Below are 22,212 nucleotides of genomic sequence, written 5' to 3'. Positions count from 1 at the left end.
TTCGGACCGGGGTATTGGCCGGTCCGATGCAGCAAGATGGAGGTGTCCGATGACGGAACCAGTCCAGACAAGACGATATTTTTCGCCCCGCCTCTTGGTCGCCGGTATGGCGGTTGCCGGCCTGCTGGCGGTTCCCGCACTCGCGCCGACCCCGTTGATCGGTGCGTCCGCCGCCTATGCGGCCGAGGATGGGCACACCTCGGGCGGTCATTCCTCGGGCAGCCGTGGCGGTGGCCATGACACGGGCAGCATGCACACCGACGGACACACGGACGATGGCGATGATGGTCACACCGATAGCGACCATGGCAAGAAAGGGCCCGGTTATCGCGGCGGTTCGGGGAGCAAGGGCGGTGGTCATGCCGGTAGCGGCAGTCAGCAGCTGGTCGACAGCGTCTTCCGTGGCAAGGGTCGAGACAACCTCGACAGCATGCAAGGTGGCTCGGCTGGGAAGGGCAGCCTGTACGGCGACCTGTACGTGATCCTGCGTGAATCTGACGGCTCGCCGGATCTCGATGAGTTCGGCCGGGTGCAGTTCGTGGATGCGGAGGGTAATGTCATCCCCTATCAGTCCGATGAGCCGGACGCCGAAGGTTTCGGCGAAGTGGCCGACGAGGCGGCGCTGCAAGAGGTCGAGTTCGAGCGGCTCAACGTTGGCCGGGCGCCGGCTTCCGTGCTGGCCCACGCACTGGCCGAGGCGGAGCGGACGATTGGCCTTGATGCTGACGGGGTTCTGGAGCGTGACGCGGCCGGTCGCCTGATCATCGTGGATGCCGACGGCGCCAGCTACACCATCGATTCGCCGCTGGAGAATCTGTCGCTGTATCAGGAGGCGCTCGAGTCGGATGGCTGGACGCTGGCCGACGCGGCCGCCTTTCTCGGTGCCGCCTCGTCGAAGACCAAGGAGATCACCGTAGACACGGTCGTCTACCTGAACAGCATCCTGGGCATCAACAATCCGGATGACGGCTATTACGACCTTGGCGGATTCAGCTACGATCGAGCGGCTAGGTATCCCGATACAGTCACGTACCTCTCGGATCCCGATGGGGACGGTGTCTACACGGAGGTCACGCGCCCGATCATGGACGTGGTGTTCGAGTCCCAGGATTACAGCGGTTCGGGCGCCGAGGCCTTCGCCACCGCGGCCGACGACGCCCGCGCGGTGATCGAGTTCGTCCACGAGCCGATTCACTAAGCGGTTGCGAAATCGCACTGAAAAAGGCCCCGTAACGGGGCCTTTCCTGTTCATGAACAGGAAATCGCTCAGGCACGAATTGCCATTCGTGCACTGGAAGGCAAAGATTCTCCCGATGGCCCACTAAGGAAGGGACGCTGAGATGCCGCTAGGAGTCTTGTCCGCACTCGCTCTGCTACCGCTGGCAACCGTGTTCGTGTTGCTGGTCGTGCGGCGCTGGCCCGCCTCGCGCGCAATGCCGGTGGCTTGGCTGACGACGGTCATGCTCGCGCTGTTCGTATGGCGGACGGATCCGTTGGCTGCCGCTGCGGCCAGTATGCACGGGCTGGTCACGGCGGCGAATATTCTCAGCATCGTCTTCGGCGCGATCCTGCTGCTCTATACCCTGCGTGAGTCCGGTGCGATCGAGTCGATCCGGACGGGCTTTACCAACATATCGCCGGACCGACGGGTTCAGGCGATCATCGTGGCCTGGCTGTTTGGCAGCCTGCTTGAGGGCGCCGCAGGCTTCGGCACCCCGGCGGCGATTGCCGCACCATTGCTTGTGGCGATCGGCTTCCCCGCCATGGCCGCCGTGCTCTCCGCGCTGATTGTGCAGTCGACGCCGGTGGCTTTCGGCGCGGTGGGCACACCGGTGCTGGTCGGGGTGAATGCCGGGCTTGCAGGGCACCCCGCGGTGGAGGCAATGCTCGAGGTGCCCCTGTTTCCGGATTATCTCGAACAAATCACGTTATATACCGCCGTGATCAATACGCTGGTGGGCGTGCTGATGCCGCTGGTCATGGTCGCGCTGCTAACGCGCTTCTTCGGCGCGTCACGGTCGTTTCGCGAGGGGCTGGCGGCCTGGCCGTTCGCGCTGTTTGCAGGGGCGGCCTTCACGCTGCCGCACCTGGCCGTCGCGGCGTGGCTGGGGCCCGAGTTTCCCTCACTGGTCGGAGGTATGGTCGGCCTGCTGGTCGTGGTGACGGCGGCTCGGCGGGGGCTTTTCACGCCGCGGCAGGTGTTCGATTTCGAGCCGCGCAGTCGCTGGCAGCCGGACTGGGTCAGTGCACTGCAGGACGAGCTTCAGGGCGTGCCGTCGGGCACGCGCATGCCGTTGTGGCTGGCCTGGCTTCCCTACGTGCTTGTGGTCGGGCTGTTGGTCTTGAGTCGAACGGTGACGCCGTTGCGTGACTGGCTGCGCTCGCCGGCCCTGACGCTCGAGTGGCCCGGCATATTCGGCACCGAGATCGGTACCTCCGCCCAGCCGTTTTACCTGCCTGGTTTCATCCTGGTGGTGGTTTCGCTGCTGACCTTCTTTCTCCACCGGATGCATCGGCGTCCAGGCTCCTACCGGCGTGCGTGGCGGCAGTCCGCTCGGGTGCTGCTTTCCGCCGCCCTGGCGCTGGCGTTCGCCGTGCCGATGGTGCAGGTGTTCATCCATTCCGGTCAGGCATCGCCCTTTGACAGCATGCCGCTATTGCTGGCCGATGGGGTTTCGTCGCTGGCCGGGCCATTCTGGCCGATCTTCGCGCCGCTCATCGGGGCGATGGGCTCTTTCATGGCCGGCTCGGCGACGATCAGCAACATGATGTTTTCGCTGTTCCAGTTCGCCTCCGCCGGGGAAATCGGTCTCGGTGTCGACGGGGCGGCCTGGGTGGTCGCGTTGCAGGGGGTCGGCGGCGCAGCCGGCAACATGATCTGCGTCCACAACGTCGTGGCCGCCTCGGCGACGGTTGGGCTGGCCGGCCGGGAAGGCGACCTGATCCGCAAGGCACTGATTCCGATGGGCTATTACGTCCTGGCGGCCGGCATGCTTGGCATGGCTCTGATCGTGGGCGGCCTCAATATATGGTTCGCGGCCTGGGTTCTGGTGGTGCTGGGTATGCTCGGTCTAATGCGATTCGCACGGGCTCGTCGCTGATTCGACCGACTCCGGGCCGGTCGTTTTTGGCAAACTGCACCTCTGGTTCACAGACGGGGACACGCATGTCCTGGATTGGAAAAGCGCTTGGCGCCGGTATCGGCTTCTGGATCTTTGGTTGGGTCGGGGCCGGTATCGGCCTGCTCTTGGGGCATTTCGTCGACCGGTTCCTCGGTCGGATCAAGCAGGTTGGTGGCCGGTTGCTGGAAGTGCAGCAGACGTTCTTCGATACCACGTTCACGGTACTCGGCTACGTCTGCAAGGCCGACGGTCAGGTGACACAGGCCGAGATACGTGCGGCCGAGCAGATCATGACGCAGATGCGTTTGACCAAGCCGCGGCGGCGCGAGGCGATCGCGGCGTTCAATCGCGGCAAGGCGGCCGACTTCGATCCCGAGCCGGTTATCGAGCGGTTCGTCCGGATCTGCGGCAGCCAGCCGACCCTGTTGCGGGTGTTCCTGGAGATCCAGATCCAGGCGGCGTTCGCCGATGGCCGGATCGAGCCGGCCGAGCGCGAGGCCCTGATGCGCATCGCGCATGCCCTGGGACTGTCGGATGCGGAGTTCGCCCGTCTGGAGGCCCTGCTGGCGGGCCATTACCAGCAGGGGCCGGGTGCGCCGACGACGGCGGCCGCACTGGACAATGCCTACCAGGCCCTGGGGGTGGACAAGCAGTCGACCGATGCCGAGGTGAAACGCGCCTACCGCAAGCTGATGAGCGAGCATCACCCCGACAAGCTGATCGCCAAGGGGCTGCCCGATTCCATGGTCGAGCTGGCCAAGGAGCGCAGCCAGGAAATTCAGAATGCCTACGAGACCGTGAAACGGTCACGTCAGGTGCGAGACTGATTCAATCAGAAGGGAGACGACGTGATGACCGCTTTGCTCAATGTGATCCACCTGTTGTCGGCCGTGTTGTGGATTGGTGGGGTGTTCTACGCCTACGTGATCCTGCGTCCGTCGGTGGGCTACCTGTCCGGTCCGGACCGGGTGACGCTCTGGGACCGGGTGTTCACCCGCTTTTTCCGCTGGGTCTGGGCGCTGATCGCCGCATTGCTGGTCAGCGGCTACGGCATGCTGTTCACCGCCTTCGGCGGCTTCGCATCGGCCGGTTACCTGCACGCCATGCAGTTGTTCGGCTGGCTGACCATTATCGCGTTCGTCGTTCTGGCCTTCGGTCCGTATCGCCAACTCCATGCCGCAGTGGCGGCCGAGGACTGGCCTCGGGCCGGCGAGATGATCCCGCGCATCCGTCGTCTGGTGCACGTCATTCTCTGGCTCGGGCTGATCAGTATCGTGGTTGGCGGGGGTGGTGCGTACCTGTGACGGTTTGAAAAAACGCCCCTCGAGGGACTAAGGTCGTGGTCGTTTCTTTCGCCGATTCCCATCACACGATTTCATTCATTGAATCAAGGAGATCGCGCATGACTACGTATCGTCCCGAGAAGGCCGACGAACTGATCAAGACCGCCAAGGCGATGGTTGCGCCCGGCAAGGGCATCCTGGCCATCGACGAGAGCAACGGCACCTGCAACAAGCGTTTCGAGGCCAACGGTATCGATCCGACCGAGCAGAAGCGTCGCGAGTACCGCGAACTGCTGCTGACCACGCCGGATCTCGAGAAGTACGTCAGCGGCGCGATCCTCTACGACGAGACCATTCGCCAGTCCACGGCGGACGGCAAGTCGTTCATCGACGTGATGCGTGACCGCGGCCAGGTGGTCGGCATCAAGGTCGACACCGGCGCCAAGCCGCTGGCCGGGTCGGACGGCGAGAAGGTGACCGAGGGCCTCGACGGCCTGCGCGAGCGTCTTGCCGAGTACTACGAGATGGGTGCGCGCTTTGCCAAGTGGCGTGCGGTGATCGCGATCGACACCGCCAAGGGGCTGCCGACCCGTGGCTGCATCGAGGCGAACGCCCATGCACTGGCACGCTATGCTGCCCTGTGTCAGGAGGCCGGTCTGGTGCCGATCATCGAGCCGGAGGTCCTGATCGACGGCAACCACGACATCGCCACCTGCGAGCGGGTGACCGAGGAAGAGCTCAACGAGGTCTTCCGTCAGCTCTATCACCAGAACGTCATGCTCGAGGGCGTGATCCTCAAGACCAGCATGGTGATCTCTGCCAAGGGCGCCTCCAACCGTGCCGGCGTCGAGGAGGTCGCCGACCGCACCGTCGAGACCCTGCTGCGCACGGTGCCGGCCGCACTCGGCGGCGTGGTGTTCCTCTCCGGCGGCCAGGGCGTGGAAGAGTCCACCGCGCACCTCAATGCCATGCACGAGCGCCATGGCGACCGGCTGCCGTGGGCACTGACCTTCTCCTATGCCCGTGCCATCCAGGGCCCGGCGCTCGAGTACTGGAAGGGCGAGCCGGGTCACGTGGCGGAAGCCCAGAAGCGCGCGCTCAAGCGTGCCGAGTTCAACGGCATGGCAAGCCAGGGCAAGTACAGCCCGGACATGGAAAGCGCCTGATCAGGGCCTCCTGCCCGGTAGCAACAACAATCCCGCCACCTCGGCGGGATTTTTTTGTGCCCGGTGTTTCGTGGCAGCCGGGATCAGGGGTGTGCGTCGGCGGGACGTTCGCGGATTACCACCAGGCCTGCGGCGATGATGATCAGGCCACCGAGGATCGTGAGGGCATCCGGCCACTCGCTGAAGATCAGCCAGCCGAGGATCGTCGCTCCGAAGATCTCCAGGTACTGCAGCGGGGCCAGCAGGCTCGCATCGCTGCGGGCGAAGGCCATCGCGATCAGGACGTGGGCGAAGGCGGCCAGTACCCCCGCGGCAGCGAGCCACACCCACTCGTGTGGCGCCGGTATGTCCCAGCGGGCAATCGACCAGCCCCATCCCTGACCCAGGATCACGAAGCCCAGCATGATCAATGAGGCGGCCGCGCCCACCCAGAACTGAAGCACCAGGGCATCGCTCGGGCGGGGCGCGCTGGCCCAGGCGCGCGTGGCGGTGAGGTAACCGGCGTAACAGGCCGCCGCGGCGATCGGCAGCAACGAGGCGAGCCCGTAGGCGCTCCAGTTGGGACGCAGGATGACCACGGCGCCAACTAGGCCGCCCAGTACCCCGATCCAGCGCCGCGCGGTGATGCGCTCGCCCAGGAACAGGGCGGAGAAGATCACGAGGATCAGTGGCTCGACGAAGAACAATGCGATGTTGTTGGCCAGGGGCAGGTGGGCCAGGCCCCAGAACAGGAAAACGATTGATGCTGAGATCAGCGCGCCCAGGACCAGATGGAGCGGACGGAATCGCCCCCCGCGCCAGTACAGGGCCACGAATGGCAGCAGGAAGAGGGTCTGGAAGACAAATCGCAGCCAGGCGATTTCGCCCACCGACAGCTCGGTCGACAGCCACTTGGCGATGCTGTCCGACATCGGGATGGTCAGCACGGCGAGGGCCATGAAGATCAGGCCCAGTCGGTGGTTGTGTTGGGTTTCGGTCATGGTTGTACCTCGGTATTCGTAGTGTCTGCACGGGGCTGGCCGTCATTACAGCCGCGCGATGCGGCGCGGGCGACTGGCATGCGAGGCGCCCACGGGCGCGTCGTGCAGATTTAGTTAGATAGCTATGCAAAGTAATATGCCCGGCCGGACAAGGACATCGATAGACGTGTCCGTGTCGGTTGCCTACAGTCGTTCGGCGACATTTTTTTGCCCGACGTCGGTCCCAGCTGGGCACGACGTGGCCCTGGGAATGACTGTCGAGGAGGTTTTACCGAGATGAGCGAACTGGCAAACACGCATTGCGAGGCCTGTCGGGCTGACGCGCCCACCCTCGACGACAACGAGATCGCTCGCCTGCAGAAGGAGATCGACGAGGGCTGGCAGGTGATTACCCGTGACGGCGTGCGACAACTCGAGCGGGTCTACCGCTTCGGGAATTTCGCCCAGGCCCTCGCATTCACCAACGCCATTGGCGAGATCGCGGAACGCGAAGGCCACCACCCGGCCCTGCTGACGGAGTGGGGGCGGGTGACCGTGACCTGGTGGAGCCACAAGATCGGAGGGCTGCACCGAAACGATTTCGTGATGGCCGCGCGCACCGACAAGGAGGCGGCGGCATTCTGATCGCCGAACGCCGGCATGTGACAACGAAAACGGCCCGGGATGTCCCGGGCCGACGTGTTTCTGCATGGCAGAAGATGTCAGTCGAGAGCGAAGGTGATCTTGGCATTGATCCGGTAGCGGACGATACGGTTGTCTTCCACCTTGGCCTCGAATTCCTTGATGTAGATCGACTTGATGCCATGCACGCTGCGGCTGGCCTTGGCGATGGCCTGATTGGCGGCATCCTCCCAGGAGGTGTCCGATTCGGCCAGTACCTCGATCACTTTGAGCATGTTGTCACTCATTTCATCTCCCTCCCCAGACGGTTGTGAATGGACGGGCTGCTGAATGAGTGTAGATGTCCACCGCGGAACATTTCAGGGCGGGCTCACCCTACCGCGGCATGCTGCAACAGATAGTGGTCGAATTCGGCGGCGGGCATCGGCGTGGCGTACACGAATCCCTGTACGGCATCACAGCCGATCGAGCGCAGCGTTTCGACGGTTTCACCGTCCTCGGCGCCCTCGGCCACCACGTGCAGGCCGAGCTCGTGCGCCAGCTCGACTGCCGTCCGGACGATGGAGAGCAGGCGGCTTGACCCGGTGATCCCGGCGACAAAGCGGCGATCGATCTTGATCGCACTGACCGGAAAGTCGCTCAGATACGACAGCGAGGAATACCCCGTGCCGAAGTCATCCACCGAGCATTCCACGCCGGTCTTGCACAAGTGTTCAAGGGCGCCTCGCACCCGGGCCGGCTCGGTGATCAGTCCCGTTTCGGTCATTTCCAGACGCAGATCGCTGGCGGGAACCTGATGTCGGGCCAGAGTCGCGCGGACCATCCCGACGACGTCGTGCTCGAGGATGTCGCTAGCCGCGATGTTGACCGAGATGGGGCAGGGCCGGCCTGCCTGTCGGTACTGGCGTGCCAGTTGCACAGCCTGATCGACCATCCACTCCGTGACGCGATAGACGATCCCGGACTTTTCCAGTACCGGGATGAACACGCCGGGAGACAACAGGCCATGTTCAGGATGACGCCAGCGGACGAGCGCCTCGGCACCGATCACACGACCGCTGACAGGGTCGATCTGCGGTTGCAGGTACGCCTCCATGTCGCGGGTACCTCGGTGCCAGTAGTCGCGCAGCAGCAGGAGGTCTCGCGGGTTCGGTTCGATGTCGGGCTCGTAGGTCTGCCACGTGCGTCGGTTTTCCGCGGCCGCAGCCACGGCGGTGCGTGCCTTGCGCAGCAACTCCTCCGATGAGTCGTTGGCTTGGTCACGGACCACACCGATGGAGAGCCGTGGATCCATCTCCATCTGCTCGAGCTGGACGGGCACCGTGATGACCCGGATCAGGTGCTCCGGCGACAGGGGGCGGTGACTGGCCACCGAAAATTCCCCCGATCCCAGATAGCCGACCGCCTCGAACCCGTAGCTGTACAACCGGCTGCCGAAAGCGCGCAGCAACTCCATGCCCACCGCGTTGCCGAAGGTGAGGATGACCTCCTCGATCCCGTTGAGGCGGATCGCCGCGACCGTCAGTTCGTGCGCCGGATGTTTCGCGGCCAGCCGGGTAAGCTCCTCGAGGAAGTGGGCCCGGTTCGGCAGGCCGGTCGGCGTGTCATGCAGGGCGGCATGGGCAAGCCTCTCCTCTGCTTCGCGGCGATGGTCGAGCGCTTGTGTCAGGTCGGCGGTGCGACTCTCGACGCGTCGGTGGAGCAGCCAGGACCAAAGGCTCACCAGCAGCAGGACGGTCAGGATCGGCGCGACCAGCCAACTGTACTTGGCGATGAATTCGATTATGCCGGGGCGATGCCATTCCAGCTCCTTTCTCCAGTTCTCGTAGACTCGGTAATACCCTCCGTTGGCATGACTGAGCTGCAGTTGATGCTGCAGCCAGCGGAATAATTCGGGTTCGTCCTTGTCGACGGCAAAGGCGTAGGCTCGGGGCCAGATCGGTGGGCTGACCTGGTCGATTGCCAGGTCCATGTCGGCAATCAGGCGGCGCGTTGTGTGGGTGGCCAGCACGGCGAAGTCTGCTCGTCCGTTATCCACGGCACGGAGAGCGGTCGCGATGTCCTCCAGTTCCAGGTGTTGGACCGTTTGCGCGGCCCCGCGCAGTTGCTCGGCGGCGTAGCTATTGCCCACCACGGCGACGGAATGTCCCGCGAGGTCTGCAACGTCGCCAGCCGTCGGGCCGTTGCGGCGGCCATAGATCGCGTGGGTGACGTAGTAGAACGGGTCGGTAAAGCGGAAACGCTTGCGGCGCTCCTCGGAGATGAACATGGGCACGGCATCGACTTCGCCGTGGTCGAGCGCGTAGGGCGCCAGGCGCCATTCCATTTGCTGGTGCCGGGCCGTAATGCCGGCCTGAGCGGCGAGGGTGTCCTCAAGCTCGATCAGAAAGCCCTTTGCCTCGCCATCGGTGGTCTCCCATTCGAAGGGTGGGTAGTTCCGGGATCCGGCAAACAATATCGACGCGCGGTCGAGGGAGGGCGTGGCGGTTGAGGTGGCCGGAATGGCTGGTGCCGGTGGGGCGAGGGCGCCGCCCAGAAACAGCCACAGGGCGACGACCGCTCGGGGCGCCTGTCGAGAAAGGGGAATCCGTTTCACCGTCGGCCGCTCTGCGGACGTTGGCTGCCGGGCACGCGTAGACTGGTTCACGCGGCCTCCATGTCATTGACTTGTCAGTGGTCCCGAGATTAGTAATCGGCGGGCAAAACTGCACGCTCGCCACACGTCATGGGATCTGCGCGCTATCCTGAGAAACGGACGGCCCGCCTGTCCGCGCGATGGGGTCCACCATGAACGTTGTACAGGAGTCTGGATGCCCGAGTTCATGACGAGCCCGGTCGAGGCCTTTCTCGGTGCCTCGCCGGTGATGCAGGCGTTGGTCGCCACCCTGTTCACTTGGGGCATGACGGCGGCCGGCGCCCTGCCGGTCTTCTTCACGGACCGCGAAAATCGCCGTCTGCTGGACGTTCTGCTGGGATTCACGGGCGGGGTGATGATTGCGGCGAGCTTCTGGTCGCTGCTGGCGCCCTCGATCGAGATGGCCGCTGATCTGGCGGTGCCGGCCTGGTTCCCGGCCGCCGTCGGGTTCCTGCTCGGAGCGGTGTTCCTGCGGGGCACCGATATGATTCTGCCGCACTTGCATCTCAATGCGCCGATTGACGAAGCCGAGGGCCTCTCGACGACCTGGCGGCGCACGACGCTGCTGGTGCTTGCGATCACCCTTCATAACATTCCTGAGGGACTGGCGATCGGCGTTGCCTTCGGGGCGCTGGCTCATGGTTTCGATAATGCGAGCCTGGGAGCGGCGATCGCGCTGGCCGTCGGCATCGGTATCCAGAACTTCCCCGAAGGCATGGCCGTGGCCATGCCGTTGCGCCGGGAAGGCGTGGGACGGTTCAAGAGCTTCTGGTACGGGCAGCTGTCCGGCGCGGTCGAGCCGATTGCCGGGGTGATCGGTGCGGCGGCGGTGCTGTTCTGGGAGCCGGTCCTGCCGTACGCGCTTGCCTTCGCTGCCGGGGCGATGATCTTCGTCGTGGTCGAGGAGGTGATCCCCGAGGCGCAGCGCAGCGGACATGCCGATGCCGCCACGCTGGGCGTGATCGGCGGCTTCACCGTGATGATGGTTCTGGACGTGGCGCTGGGGTGAGAGCCTAGAACCAGCGTCGGCGCTTGAGCCAGATGCCCAGCCCTCCGGCGATGAGCGCGACCAGAAGCGTGACCCACCAGAAGCCGAGATCCGTTTCCACCCACGGCATGCCGCCGACATTGATGCCGAACAGGCCGGTGAGAAAGCCCAGCGGCAGGAAGATCGCCGCGACGATCGACAGCAGGTACATGCGGGTGTTGAGCTGGTCCGACAGGCGTGTGAGCAGCTGCTCGTGAATCATGGAGCCGCGCTCACGCGCCATGTCCAGATCCTCGACCAGACGTGTCAGTGCATCGGCCTGTTCGCGAATCCGGCCGCGGTCCAGTTCCGCCAAGATGGGACGGTTGATGCTGGTCAGGCGCACCAGGGCATCACGCTCGGGCGCGAGATAGCGCCGGATCACGATGACGGTGCGGCGCACCTGGCCGATCTGGTCGCGCAGTTCGCGGTCAGCCCCTTCAAGCAGCGCGGCTTCGAGCTCGTCGATTTCCTCCTCGATGGATTCGATCAGCTCGTCGATGCGGTCGGTCAGGCCCTCGATCAGCTCCAGCAGCAGTTCGGCAAGCGAGGCCGGCCCGGTGCCCTCGTCGAGTCGTTCGACGATGCCAGCGACCGTCCGCAGCGGGTAGCGTGAGGTGCTGATCAGGCGCTCGCCGTCGAACCACAGGCGCAGGGAGATCATGTCCTCGGGGTCTTGGCCGGGGTTCAGGTTCACCCCGCGCAGGATCAGGATCAGGCCATTCTCGTGCTCGACGACCCGGGGCCGGGTGTCCTCGGCGAGCAGGCTGTCGGCGACCAGCTCGTCCACGCCGGCCTCGTCCTCCAGCCAGGCGCGGTCGTCCCGATCCTCCCAGTTCAACTGGATCCAGCTACCGACCGGTTCTCGGTGAGGAGAGGTTCGGCCGCCGCTGCCGTCTAGCCGGATGATCTGGCGCGTGCTCATGTTGGCGATGCTCCGTTTGTCTTCATCTGCCGGAGTATGGCTCAACGGCGGTGGTTGATCAGGGCTTGAGCTGTACCGATCCCGCGGCACGACGAGCGCGCTCGCGTGCCTGCTCGATCGACTCGCCGCGGGCCAGGGCCACACCGAGCCGGCGCTTGCCATGGACGGCCGGCTTGCCGAACAGGCGCAGTTCCGTGCCCGGTTCGGTCAGGGCCGCCGCCGCGCCGATCAGTTGCGGGTGATCGGTTTCGCCCTCGCGCACGATTGCGCAGGAGGCCGAGGGGGCGGTCTGTGCGATCGCAGGGATCGGCAGGCCCAGCATGGCGCGCAGGTGCAGGGCGAACTCCGACAGGTCCTGCGACACCAGTGTCACCAGGCCCGTGTCGTGCGGTCGCGGCGAGACCTCGCTGAACCAGACCTCGTCGCCCTTGACGAACAACTCCACGCCGAAGATGCCGTAGCCACCCAGTTCCTCGACGATCGTTCGGGCGATCTCGCCAGCGCGATCCAGGGCGGTCTCGCTCATCGGGTGCGGTTGCCAGCTCTCGCGGTAGTCACCGTCGACCTGGGTGTGGCCCACCGGCGGGCACAGGGTGATGCCGTCGCGGTGACGGACGGTGAGCAGGGTGATCTCGTAGTCGAAGTCGATGAACGATTCGACGATCACCCGGCCTCGCCCGGCCCGACCGCCGGACTGGGCGGCATGCCAGGCGCGCAGCACTTCGGAGGAATCGCGTACCAGCGACTGGCCCTTGCCCGAGGAGCTCATCACCGGCTTGACCACGCAGGGGGTGCCGATGGTGTCGATCGCGTTGTAGTACTGATCCTCGGTCTCCGCGAAGGCGAAGCGGCTGGTGGGCAGTAAGAGCGTCTCGGCGGCCAGGCGGCGGATGCCCTCGCGGTCCATGGTCAGCCGAGCGGCGCGGGCGTTGGGCGTGACCACGAAGCCCTGATCCTCGAGTTCGAGCAGCGTGGGGGTCGCGATCGCCTCGATTTCCGGGACGATCAGCGCGGGCATCTCCTGCGTGATCACGCTCTTGAGTGCCGCGCCGTCGAGCATGTCGATCACGTGGGAGCGGTGCGCCACCTGCATCGCCGGCGCATTGGCATAGCGATCGACGGCAATCACCTCCAGCCCGAGGCGTTGCGCCTCGATGGCGACTTCCTTGCCCAGCTCCCCCGAGCCGAGCAGCATCAGCCGCAGGGCGTCCGGCGATCCGGGCGCACCGATGGTGGCCGCGCGGGTCTCGATGGTGCCGAGTTCAGCCATGACCGAAGTTCTCCGTGACGTAGTCGATGTCCTTGTCGCCACGTCCGGAGAGGTTGGCCAGGATGGTGGCGCCCGGGTTTTCCCGACCGAACTTCATCGCCCAGGCGATCGCGTGGGCGGATTCCAGTGCCGGGATGATGCCTTCCTTGCGCGAGAGCGTGTAGAAGGCATCGAGTGTCTCGTCGTCGGTGACCGCGTGGTAGTTCACCCGCCCGGAAGTCTTCAGGTGCGAGTGCTCGGGGCCCACGCCCGGGTAGTCGAGGCCCGAGGCGATCGAGTGCACCGGGGCCGGGTTGCCTTCCTCGTCACTCAGCAGCAGACACTTGAAGCCGTGGATCATGCCCGGCTTGCCGAAGGTCATGGTGGCCGAGTGCTGGCCCATTTCGGTGCCCTTGCCCAGCGGCTCGACACCGTGCAGTTGGACGTCGTCGTCGATAAAGCCGGCGAACAGGCCCAGCGCGTTCGAGCCGCCGCCAACGCAGGCAGTGACGTGGTCCGGCAGCTCGCCGGTCATCTCGAGGTATTGCTCGCGCGCCTCCAGGCCCATCACCGACTGGAAGTTGCGCACCATCTTCGGAAACGGGTGCGGGCCGACCACCGAGCCGATGGCGAAGATCGCCTCGTCGGCCTGCGAGAGGTAGCTCTGGAAGGCCGAATCGACCGCTTCCTTGAGGCTGCGCCCGCCGAAGCCCACCGGGACCACGTTCGCGCCCAAAAGCTTCATCCGGGTGACGTTGGGCGCTTCCTTGGCGATGTCGATCTCGCCCATGTGGATCTCGCACTCCATGCCGAAGTAGGCCGCCGCGGTCGCCAGTGCCACGCCGTGCTGGCCGGCGCCGGTCTCGGCGATCAGCTTCTTCTTGCCCATGTGCTTGGCCAGCAGTGCCTCGCCCATGCAGTGGTTGAGCTTGTGCGCGCCGGAATGGTTGAGGTCCTCGCGCTTTAAGTAGATGTGCGCGCCGACCGATTCGCTGAGATTGTGGGCGTAGTACACCGGGGTGGGGCGGCCCTGGTAGTGCTTGCGGATGTAGCGCAGTTCGCTGAGGAAATCGGCTGAACGCATCAGGCGCAGGTAGGCCTGCTCAATTTCGGCGAAGTGCGGCTCAAGCTCCGGCGGCAGAAAAGCGCCCCCAAAATCACCAAAGTAGCCTTCTTTGTTCGGAAATTCCTTTAGATAAGACATTGAGACTCCCTGCGGGTCGGTTCTGGTTCGGGGATGGCGATCGCAGGCCATCGCTGCTTGCATGATCCAACGCCATACCCCGCTTGCCAAGTCCGGCACGGATCACCGGGCCTGCCGAGGCTATCCTTGGCCGATACAACAGTTGTACAATACCGATACACACACCTAACGGTCGGGCTGGGCACGTGTTCCCCGGCCGGTCCAGGAGAGTCAGGATGTTCAGTCGTCGTACGCGTGAGGAATTGGCCGATTGCCGCCAGGCATTGCAGGAGACGCGCGCCGTGATCGATGCGGTGCGCGATGCCGTGGCCTACATCGAATTTTCGCCCGACGGCGTCGTCCTGGATGTCAATGAGCGCTTTCTCGAGACGGTTGGCTATCCGCGAGGCGAGGTGGTGGGCGCGCATCATCGTCTCTTTTGCGACGACGATTACGCTGCCTCGTCGACGTATCGGGCGTTCTGGAGCGACCTCCGGCAGGGGCATTCGCACAGCGGCACCTTCCCGCGGCGACGGGCGGATGGAGAGCGGTTGTGGCTGGAGGCGACCTATTTCCCGGTCAAGGACGAGCAAGGCCTTGTCGGGCGGGTGGTCAAAATTGCATCCGACGTCACCCGGCGGACCGGCAAGTTGCGGGATCACGAGGCTGTCTTCGACGCGCTTGATCGCTCGATGGCGGTGATTTCCTTCACACCGACCGGCGAGATCCTCGACGCGAACGACAATTTTCTTCATGCCGTGGGTTACTCGCTCGACGAGGTGCGCGGACGTCATCACCGCCTGTTCTGCGACGAGTCCTTCTACCGGGACCACCCGGAGTTCTGGACAGAGCTCGCGGGCGGTGCCTTCAAGTCGGGGCGTTTTCGCCGGCAGCGGTCCAATGGCGACGAGCTGTGGCTGGAGGCCACCTACAACCCGGTGTTCGACCAGAAGGGCGACGTGGAGAAGGTGATCAAGTTCGCCACCGACATCACCGCCGCGGTGCACGCTGCCGACCGGACCCGGGAGGCGTCCGCGATCGCCTCTTCGACCGCCCAGCAGACGGCCGAGATCGCCGCGCGCGGCGCCGAGTCGCTGCGGACATCGATCGAGACCTCGGAGCAGATCCGTGACCTGATCGGCGAGGCCAAGGACGTCATCGGCAGTCTGGATGCCGAGTCAAAGAACATCGAGACGATCGTCGCGACCATCCGCGCGGTTGCCGACCAGACCAACCTCCTGGCCCTGAATGCCGCGATCGAGGCGGCGCGTGCCGGCGAGCAGGGACGGGGGTTTGCCGTGGTGGCCGACGAGGTGCGCCAGCTGGCGGCCCGTACCAGTACGGCCACCGCCGAGATCGCCGAGGTCATCCGGGGCAACCTCGACCACACCGGCGATATCGTCCAGCGCATCGAGAGCGCCAGTCTGGTAGCGGAGCGTGGCCGCGAGCAGGTGCATTCGGTCGAGGGGATCGTCGACGAGATCCGCGAAGGCGCCGCCCACGTCCTTGATGCCGTCTCATCCATCCCCCGTTCGTGATCACGGCGCAAAGACCATCCCTCCGTCGTGCTGCCCCCTGCCGTGAGGGAGGTCAATCGCCCTATATTGCCCTGTGCGCATGAAGCTCATTACTGAAAAACCCAGCGCAAAAGTGAGCTAACCTTCACCGAAGCTCGCGGATAACCGCCAGGGACCTGGTCGAGCGATACGCCAGACGGGAGGGCGTGTGCTGTTGGGGCAGAAATCGATTGTCAGACGGAATACGCGCCATCTGATCACGCTGGTACTCGGCGTCGTCGGGTATGGCCTGCTGGTGTGGAGCTACTGGCAGGGATACCAGGAGCTCGAGAACACCACGACGCAAAGGGCCCTGGGCCATCTGCATGCCGAGTATGACGCCTGGGCCGACTGGCAGGGCCTGCTGGCGGATCAGGTCTACGAGGATCGCCTGCAGCGCCCCGATGTCACGGCGATCATGGCCGAGGCGACCAAGGCGTCCGCTCCGGAACGGCGAGCCGTGCTCCGCGATCGGCTTTTTGCCTCCCTGGAGGATCTCTACCCCCGTCTGAAGGACAAGGGGGTTCGCCAGTTTCACTTCCACCTGCCCGGTGCGGTCAGTTTCCTCCGTTTCCATCGTCCCGAGCGCTTCGGTGACTCCTTGTGGGACGTGCGTGCCAGTCTGCGATTCGTCAACGAGCAAAAGACTCCCATCGCCGGCTTCGAGGAAGGGCGGCTGTTCAATGGCTTCCGCCACGTCTACCCGTTGTTCCACCGGGGCGAGTTCGTCGGTTCGGTGGAGGTGTCGTTCTCGTTCCGCGCCGTGCTGCTCCACCATTCGGAGCTAGATCACGGACTGTATCGCCTGCTGGTGGATCGGGATCTGGTTCGAAAGAAGGGGTGGGAAGGTGCCATCTCGCGGAACTACCTGGCGGCAAATCTCAACCCGAAATTTCACGTGGATCGCTATGCCGATCTGGTCGCCAATCCGGGGTTGACACCACCCGGATACGGCTGGCTGCTTGAGAGTCTCCCGGATTTCGACGAGTCCCTCCGAACGCGAGTGGCGGCCCAAATGGCCGAATGGGACGCTTTTGCCGTCACGCTGCACCAGCGTCGACCACTGGTGGTCGCCTTCCTGCCCATCCAGACGATTGCCGGTGATTGGGGTGCCTACATCGTTCGCTACGAGGAAGCGCCGGCGATGGGGCGTGAATGGCAGTACCTATGGTTCAAGATCCTGTTCACGGGCCTGCTCTTGCTGGTGGCCATCGTGCTGGTCGTCAACCTCGATCGTCGCGAGACGCGACGCGCGCGTGAACGCGAGGCACTGCTGGTCTCCCTGCATGAGCGCGAACAGAGCCTGAGCGAGGCGCAGCGCCTGGCTAACGTGGGTAACTGGGAGTGTCTGCTGCCCTCGATGGAGGTTCGTTGGTCCGACGAGATCTTCCGCATCTTCGGCTACGAGCCCGGCGAGGTCGAGCCGACCTACAAGCTCTTTCTCGACGCGGTCCATCCGGCCGATCGGGAGCGCATCCAGGCGGCCGTGGAGCAGGCCATGCGAGAAGGCACGGCCTACAACGTCGAGCATCGGATCTACCGCAAGGACGGCAAACTGCGGTTCATCCAGTCGCGTGGCCGGGCCGAGCCCAGGGAGGCACCCCGGCGCCTTTACGGCACGGTGCAGGATGTGACCGCCCGGCGACGTGCCGACGAGGAGCGCCGACAGGCCGCCGCGATCATCGAATCGACCCACGAGGGGATCATGGTCACCGACGAGGACGGACTCATCCTGCGCGTCAATCCGGCGTTCACCGAGTTGATGGGGTATTCGCCGGACGAGGTTATTGGACGTCCAGCCGTGAACCTCTGCGTGGATCAACCCGGTGAACCGCGTTGCGAGGAGGCCTGGAAGGAACTGGAACGTGAGGGTGCCTGGGAAGGGGAAACCTGGCAAAAGCGGCGGGACGGCGAGCGTATTCCGATGCGCCTGTCCCTGACATCGTTGACCTCGGAATGGGGCGCGACCCGCTACGTCGGCATGATGACGGACATTACCTTGTTCAAGGAACGTGAGGCGGCCATGTGGAAGCGTGCGCACCACGACGCGCTTACCGGATTGTCCAACCGCGTGCTGCTTCAGGAACGGATGTCGCGGGCGATCAAGGAAGCGCGCCGGCACGGTGACCTGCTCGGGTTGCTCTATATCGACCTGGACGACTTCAAGCCGGTCAATGACGTCTGGGGCCACGATGCCGGTGATCACCTGCTGTGTGAGGTGGCCAATCGCATGCAGAGCATCATGCGAGAGACCGATACGGTGAGCCGGTTGGGCGGCGACGAGTTCGCGGTGCTGATCGCTCGACCCACGTCCCGATCGGATCTTGATGCAGTCGTGGACAAACTGCGCGTGGAACTGGATCGCCCCGTCGTCTGGCGGGGCCATGAGCTCCGGATCAAGCCCAGCATCGGTATGGCGATCTATCCTGACGATGGCGAGGCCGCCGAGGTGCTGCTGAAGGCCGCCGACCGTGCCATGTACGAGGAGAAGCGTCGGCGCAAGGAAGCCAATGCCGCGCGAAAGCTGCACGATCAGGGCGTCTAGGAGGATATTCAGCCGGTTGGCGGTCTTCGCCCCGGCGACGCCTACGCGATATCCTGATGGGCAGATATTTCGGGAGTAGAACCGTCAACGTGTCAGAGGATCGGACCCCCGCCAAATCGAAAACGGACGGCGTCAAACATCGCATCAGGTTGCGCAATACCTTGGTGGCGATCTTCGGCGGCCTCGTGTTTCTGTTGTTGCTCTGGTCGTACCTGGATGCCTACGCCGACCTCGTCAGGTCCACCCAGGACAAGTCGGTCGAGCATCTTACGATCGAGTACCGGGCGCTGAGCCAGTACCAGGCGGAGCTTGCCGACCAGGTCTTCGAGGACAAGATCAACCAGCCCGAAGTCCTCCGGCTGATGGCCGCGGCGTCGCGTACGGAAGACCCGGAGCGGCTCGCCGATCTGCGCGCCGAATTGCTCGATCGGCTCGGACCTTTGTATGAGCGGATGCGCGACAAGGGCTTTCGCCAGCTGCATTTCCATTTGCCGGGGGCCATCAGCTTCCTGCGCTTTCACCGCCCGGAGAAGTTCGGCGACGATTTGTGGAAGGTGCGTACCGGCATTGCCCGAGTGAATACCGAGCGCGTGCCGGTCAGCGGCTTCGAGGAGGGGCGGGTCTTCAACGGCTTTCGCTACATTTTCCCGCTGTACTTCGAGGGGGAGTTCGTTGGCTCGGTCGAGACGTCGTACTCGTTTCGCTCCTTTCTGCTTTCTCACGGCGACAGACACCTCGGTGCCTACCGGCTGCTGGTCTCCCGCGATCTGGTGGTGAGAAAGGTCTGGGACGACGAGCGCCGGCACAACTACATGGATTCGGTCATGCACCCGGGTTTCGTCATTGACTGGCATGCGGATCTGACCCAGCTCACCGACGTCCTGCCGATGGCCCGCAACTGGAGTCAGTCACGACTGGCCGAGATCGGCGAGGCCGTCGGCCCCCGGGTGCGTCGGCGCATGAACGACTGGCAGACCTTCTCCGTGGCCACGCGGCAACCCGAGCCGGCCGTGGTCTCTTTCCTGCCCATCGAGACCACGACGGGGCTCAAGGGGGCCTATCTGCTTCGCTACGCCGCCGCGCCGCAGCTTGCCGAAGCCTGGTCGTGGTTGTGGATCAAGGTGGGTCTGACGGCCATGCTGGTGCTGTTGACCATCGGATCGATGATCTACATGAATCTGCGGGAGTCCAGCCGTGCCGGCGAGCGGGAACATTGGCTTCGGATGCTCAACGAGGCACAGCGGATTGCCCGGGTAGGCAGCTGGCGTTTCGATGTCGGCAGCAACAGGCTGTCCTGGTCCGACGAGGTCTACCGGATTTTCGGTCAGGAGCCGGGGAGCCTGACGCCGACCTACGAGCGCTTCATGGAGATGGTCCATCCCGACGATCGCGAGCGGGTCGAACAGGCCGTGGAAGGTTCGCTGCAGACGGGAAACACCTACCAGATCGACCACCGTATCGTGCTCCCCGATACCGAGATCCGTTATGTGCACGAGCGCGGTACGGTCGAGCGCGATGGCTCGGGGCGTCCAACTCGGATGGTCGGGACAACGCAAGACATAACCGACCGTATTATCGCCAGTGAGGAATCCCGGCAGGCGGCGACCATCCTGCGGACTACCCACGAGGGCGTGGTGATAGCTGATGAATCGGGGCGCATTCTGTCGGCCAACCCCGCGGTCGAGCATCTGCTGGGAAACGACCAGTCCGAGCTGCTCGGCCGGTTCGTTGACGAACTGGTGTTCGATCGTGACGACACCACACCTTTTAACCAGGTGCGTGAGGTGTTGCGGGCTGCCGGCAGCTGGGAAGGGGAGCTCTGGTTGCGCCGATTTGGCGACGGCACCAACTTCTTCCCGACTTTGGCCTCGTTCACCTCGATTACCAGCGATCTTGGAGATCGGCGGTTCGTGGTCATGTTCTCGGATATCTCTGAGGCGAAGGCCCGCGAGTGGGCTATGTGGCACAAGGCCCATCACGATGCGCTGACCGGGCTGGCCAATCGCAGTTTGTTCCACGAGCGTCTAGAGCGGGCACTTTCCTCGTCCGAACGTCACGGTGAGCGCGTGGGCGTACTGTACGTGGATCTGAATGATTTCAAGCCCATCAACGACACCTATGGCCACGACGTGGGAGACCGTCTGCTGGTCGAGCTCGCTCGGCGCATGGAGACGGTCACGCGCGACGAGGACACTGTCAGCCGGCAGGGCGGCGACGAGTTTGCGGTGCTGGTCGCTCGGCCGGTCAATCCGGAGGCGGTCGAGCGTGTGGCGGAGAAGATCCATGAGGCGATCGAGTCGCCCGTCCAGCTTGATGAGCTGACTCTTAATCCAAGTGCCAGTGTCGGCCTGGCGGTCTACCCAGATTCGGGTACGACCGTTGAGGAGTTGCTCGCGGCCGCCGACGACTCCATGTATCGACAGAAACAAGCACACAAGGCGCGCACGTAAGTAGCCGCCGGCACTGACGACGGGTCATGGCGAGTGCCCCGCGGCCGGCAGTGGTGCCCCCAGACTGCTATCTTCTTCCTCGACGATCCCAACTGACAGGCGAGCGGTCACGTGCGGTGGCCGGCCGCGTGCTGTTCGAGGAGGACTCATGACCAGACATGTGTTCGTCATCGGGCTGGACGACTTCCACCTCAGGCAGCTGAACACTGTCCGGCACGCCCGTGAGTACGCCTTTCACGGCCTGCTGCCCTACGGGATGATGGTCAACCCGGCCTCGTACCCGATCGACGAGATGATCGAGACGGGCATGCGGCAAATCGAGGGCGCCGGCGTGCGTCCCGATGCGGTCATCGGTCACTGGGACTTCCCGACCTACGCCCTGCGGGTCATCTTCCGTGACGCCTTCGGCCTGCCGGGGCCCAGTCTGGAAAGCATCCTGATCGCCGAGCACAAGTACTGGTCGCGCCTGCGTCAGGCAACGGTGGTCCCGGAAAACATCCCCGCCTTCCAGAGCCTCGACCCGTTCGACGAACAGGCCGCCCGCGAGGTCACGCTCGACTATCCCTTCTGGATCAAGCCCAACATCGGCTTCTCCTCGCAGATGGTCTATCGGGTCGATGGCCCGCGTGAGCTCGATGATGCACTCGCTGGCTTGCGGGCGGGCATCAACCGTTTCGGCGAGCCTTTCGCGCGCTTCATGGAGCGGGTCTCGCTGCCGGACGACATCCCGGCCACGATCGATGGTTATCACTGCACACTGGAAAAGCCGATCGACGGCTGGCAATGCACCCTCGAGGGCTATGTTCGTCACGGCCGGGTGTCGGTCTACGGCGTGGTCGACTCGATCCGGGAAGGGATGATGAATTCGTCATTCGGGCGTTACGAGTTTCCGTCGCAACTGCCCGAATCGGTGCAGGCGCGGATGATCGAAATCACCCGTGAAGCCATCCCGGCGATGGAGCTCGACGATACGCCATTCAACATCGAGTACTTCTGGGACGAGACCGCCGACCAGATCTGGCTGCTCGAGGTGAACACCCGCATCTCGAAGTCGCATTCGCCACTGTTCATCGACGTCGCCGGTGCCTCGCATCACGAGGTGGCGATCGATGTTGCCCTCGGCCATCGCCCTTCGTTCCCGCGCTGGGAAGGCCGGCACCAGGTGGCCGTCAAGTACATGGTTCGTCGTTACGAGGACGCCGTGGTCACCCGTGTGCCGACGAGCGCGGAGCTCGAAGTACTGGAGCGCGATTTTCCCGGAGCGCTGATCCAGATCGAGGTGGAGGAGGGCGATCGGCTTTCCGAGATGCGTGGCCAGGATGCCTATAGCTACGAGGTGGCGGTGATCTTTCTCGGCGGGTCCGGCCATGACGAGGTGCACCGGCTCTATCGGGAGTTGTTGGCGCGCCTGCCGTTGGAATTTCACCCGGTCGATTGAACCGCGACCGGTTCCACGTTCCCTTTCTGCAG

The 22,212-nt window shown here is 64.4% G+C and carries 17 protein-coding genes; 11 read left to right on the top strand and 6 right to left on the bottom strand.

From position 1 onward, the window contains the following. Positions 1-49 precede the first annotated feature (49 nt). The 5 genes from LV476_RS04015 (at position 50) to LV476_RS03995 (ending at position 5,571) form a co-directional block, all read left to right on the top strand. Complete coding sequence (locus LV476_RS04015) at positions 50-1,198, top strand: hypothetical protein (protein ID WP_250073676.1); 1,149 nt, start codon at positions 50-52, stop codon at positions 1,196-1,198. Between the two features lie 142 nt (positions 1,199-1,340). Further along, positions 1,341-3,101: an L-lactate permease gene (locus LV476_RS04010; RefSeq protein ID WP_250073674.1), complete on the top strand. Its 1,761-nt coding sequence runs from the start codon at positions 1,341-1,343 to the stop codon at positions 3,099-3,101. Positions 3,102-3,166: 65 nt separating this feature from the next. Beyond that, positions 3,167-3,949 (top strand): co-chaperone DjlA, encoded by a 783-nt coding sequence (djlA, locus tag LV476_RS04005; protein ID WP_250073672.1) that lies wholly within the window; start codon positions 3,167-3,169, stop codon positions 3,947-3,949. Between the two features lie 24 nt (positions 3,950-3,973). Then, positions 3,974-4,426, top strand: coding sequence for a CopD family protein (locus LV476_RS04000; RefSeq protein ID WP_250073670.1), 453 nt, complete (start codon positions 3,974-3,976; stop codon positions 4,424-4,426). Between the two features lie 98 nt (positions 4,427-4,524). Beyond that, entirely contained in the window at positions 4,525-5,571 is a 1,047-nt protein-coding gene (locus tag LV476_RS03995) for a class I fructose-bisphosphate aldolase (RefSeq protein ID WP_250073669.1), read from the top strand. A gap of 83 nt (positions 5,572-5,654) precedes the next feature. Here the strand turns inward: LV476_RS03995 and LV476_RS03990 are convergent, their stop codons facing one another. Then, the gene (locus LV476_RS03990; RefSeq protein ID WP_250073667.1) at positions 5,655-6,551 is read right to left on the bottom strand and encodes a DMT family transporter; all 897 of its coding nucleotides are present in this window, start codon (positions 6,549-6,551) and stop codon (positions 5,655-5,657) included. A gap of 276 nt (positions 6,552-6,827) precedes the next feature. Between LV476_RS03990 and LV476_RS03985 the strand changes: the two genes are divergently transcribed. Beyond that, positions 6,828-7,175, top strand: coding sequence for a 4a-hydroxytetrahydrobiopterin dehydratase (locus LV476_RS03985; protein ID WP_250073665.1), 348 nt, complete (start codon positions 6,828-6,830; stop codon positions 7,173-7,175). Positions 7,176-7,252: 77 nt separating this feature from the next. Here the strand turns inward: LV476_RS03985 and LV476_RS03980 are convergent, their stop codons facing one another. Both LV476_RS03980 and LV476_RS03975 read right to left on the bottom strand, forming a co-directional pair. Beyond that, positions 7,253-7,459 (bottom strand): dodecin family protein, encoded by a 207-nt coding sequence (locus LV476_RS03980; RefSeq protein WP_250073663.1) that lies wholly within the window; start codon positions 7,457-7,459, stop codon positions 7,253-7,255. An 83-nt stretch (positions 7,460-7,542) separates the two neighbouring features. Next, positions 7,543-9,768, bottom strand: coding sequence for a putative bifunctional diguanylate cyclase/phosphodiesterase (locus tag LV476_RS03975; RefSeq protein WP_250073661.1), 2,226 nt, complete (start codon positions 9,766-9,768; stop codon positions 7,543-7,545). Between the two features lie 214 nt (positions 9,769-9,982). On the opposite strand from LV476_RS03975, the gene LV476_RS03970 reads away from it, so the two are divergent. Beyond that, positions 9,983-10,816 carry a ZIP family metal transporter gene (locus LV476_RS03970; RefSeq protein WP_250073659.1) on the top strand — a complete coding sequence of 278 codons (834 nt, stop codon included), beginning with the start codon at positions 9,983-9,985 and terminating at the stop codon, positions 10,814-10,816. 4 nt (positions 10,817-10,820) lie between these two features. On the opposite strand, the gene LV476_RS03965 is transcribed toward LV476_RS03970, so the two are convergent. Genes LV476_RS03965 through trpB form a run of 3 tightly spaced genes read right to left on the bottom strand, consistent with a single transcriptional unit; the run spans position 10,821 to position 14,212 of the window. After that, positions 10,821-11,759 (bottom strand): zinc transporter ZntB, encoded by a 939-nt coding sequence (locus LV476_RS03965; protein WP_250073656.1) that lies wholly within the window; start codon positions 11,757-11,759, stop codon positions 10,821-10,823. Positions 11,760-11,817: 58 nt separating this feature from the next. Beyond that, positions 11,818-13,029, bottom strand: coding sequence for a formate-dependent phosphoribosylglycinamide formyltransferase (purT, locus tag LV476_RS03960; protein WP_250073655.1), 1,212 nt, complete (start codon positions 13,027-13,029; stop codon positions 11,818-11,820). Next, a complete protein-coding gene (gene trpB / locus LV476_RS03955) occupies positions 13,022-14,212 on the bottom strand; it encodes a tryptophan synthase subunit beta (protein WP_250073653.1) in 1,191 nt (396 codons plus the stop codon). Before trpB ends, purT begins: the two co-directional genes overlap by 8 nt. Before the next feature lie 215 nt (positions 14,213-14,427). On the opposite strand from trpB, the gene LV476_RS11180 reads away from it, so the two are divergent. From LV476_RS11180 to LV476_RS03930, 4 genes are all read left to right on the top strand, one after another. Further along, entirely contained in the window at positions 14,428-15,729 is a 1,302-nt protein-coding gene (locus LV476_RS11180; RefSeq protein ID WP_284047406.1) for a methyl-accepting chemotaxis protein, read from the top strand. Between the two features lie 193 nt (positions 15,730-15,922). Beyond that, the gene (locus LV476_RS03940) at positions 15,923-18,292 is read left to right on the top strand and encodes a diguanylate cyclase domain-containing protein (RefSeq protein WP_250073651.1); all 2,370 of its coding nucleotides are present in this window, start codon (positions 15,923-15,925) and stop codon (positions 18,290-18,292) included. A 149-nt stretch (positions 18,293-18,441) separates the two neighbouring features. Next, positions 18,442-20,742 (top strand): diguanylate cyclase domain-containing protein, encoded by a 2,301-nt coding sequence (locus LV476_RS03935; protein WP_250073650.1) that lies wholly within the window; start codon positions 18,442-18,444, stop codon positions 20,740-20,742. Positions 20,743-20,890: 148 nt separating this feature from the next. Further along, complete coding sequence (locus LV476_RS03930) at positions 20,891-22,180, top strand: ATP-grasp domain-containing protein (protein WP_250073648.1); 1,290 nt, start codon at positions 20,891-20,893, stop codon at positions 22,178-22,180. Positions 22,181-22,212: the final 32 nt, after the last annotated feature.

It is taken from the genome of Guyparkeria hydrothermalis (assembly GCF_023555385.1).
GTDB classification, from domain to species: domain Bacteria; phylum Pseudomonadota; class Gammaproteobacteria; order Halothiobacillales; family Halothiobacillaceae; genus Guyparkeria; species Guyparkeria hydrothermalis_A.
The sequence above is the reverse complement of the archived record's forward strand: the minus strand, read 5'-3'. Positions and strand labels throughout refer to the sequence as shown.

Coding starts and splice junctions, on each gene's coding strand:
- LV476_RS04015 (WP_250073676.1), top strand. CDS start 50: ATGACGGAACCAGTCCAGACAAGACGATATTTTTCGCCCCGCCTCTTG.
- LV476_RS04010 (WP_250073674.1), top strand. CDS start 1,341: ATGCCGCTAGGAGTCTTGTCCGCACTCGCTCTGCTACCGCTGGCAACC.
- djlA (WP_250073672.1), top strand. CDS start 3,167: ATGTCCTGGATTGGAAAAGCGCTTGGCGCCGGTATCGGCTTCTGGATC.
- LV476_RS04000 (WP_250073670.1), top strand. CDS start 3,974: ATGACCGCTTTGCTCAATGTGATCCACCTGTTGTCGGCCGTGTTGTGG.
- LV476_RS03995 (WP_250073669.1), top strand. CDS start 4,525: ATGACTACGTATCGTCCCGAGAAGGCCGACGAACTGATCAAGACCGCC.
- LV476_RS03990 (WP_250073667.1), bottom strand. CDS start 6,551: ATGACCGAAACCCAACACAACCACCGACTGGGCCTGATCTTCATGGCC.
- LV476_RS03985 (WP_250073665.1), top strand. CDS start 6,828: ATGAGCGAACTGGCAAACACGCATTGCGAGGCCTGTCGGGCTGACGCG.
- LV476_RS03980 (WP_250073663.1), bottom strand. CDS start 7,459: ATGAGTGACAACATGCTCAAAGTGATCGAGGTACTGGCCGAATCGGAC.
- LV476_RS03970 (WP_250073659.1), top strand. CDS start 9,983: ATGCCCGAGTTCATGACGAGCCCGGTCGAGGCCTTTCTCGGTGCCTCG.
- LV476_RS03965 (WP_250073656.1), bottom strand. CDS start 11,759: ATGAGCACGCGCCAGATCATCCGGCTAGACGGCAGCGGCGGCCGAACC.
- purT (WP_250073655.1), bottom strand. CDS start 13,029: ATGGCTGAACTCGGCACCATCGAGACCCGCGCGGCCACCATCGGTGCG.
- trpB (WP_250073653.1), bottom strand. CDS start 14,212: ATGTCTTATCTAAAGGAATTTCCGAACAAAGAAGGCTACTTTGGTGAT.
- LV476_RS11180 (WP_284047406.1), top strand. CDS start 14,428: ATGTTCAGTCGTCGTACGCGTGAGGAATTGGCCGATTGCCGCCAGGCA.
- LV476_RS03930 (WP_250073648.1), top strand. CDS start 20,891: ATGACCAGACATGTGTTCGTCATCGGGCTGGACGACTTCCACCTCAGG.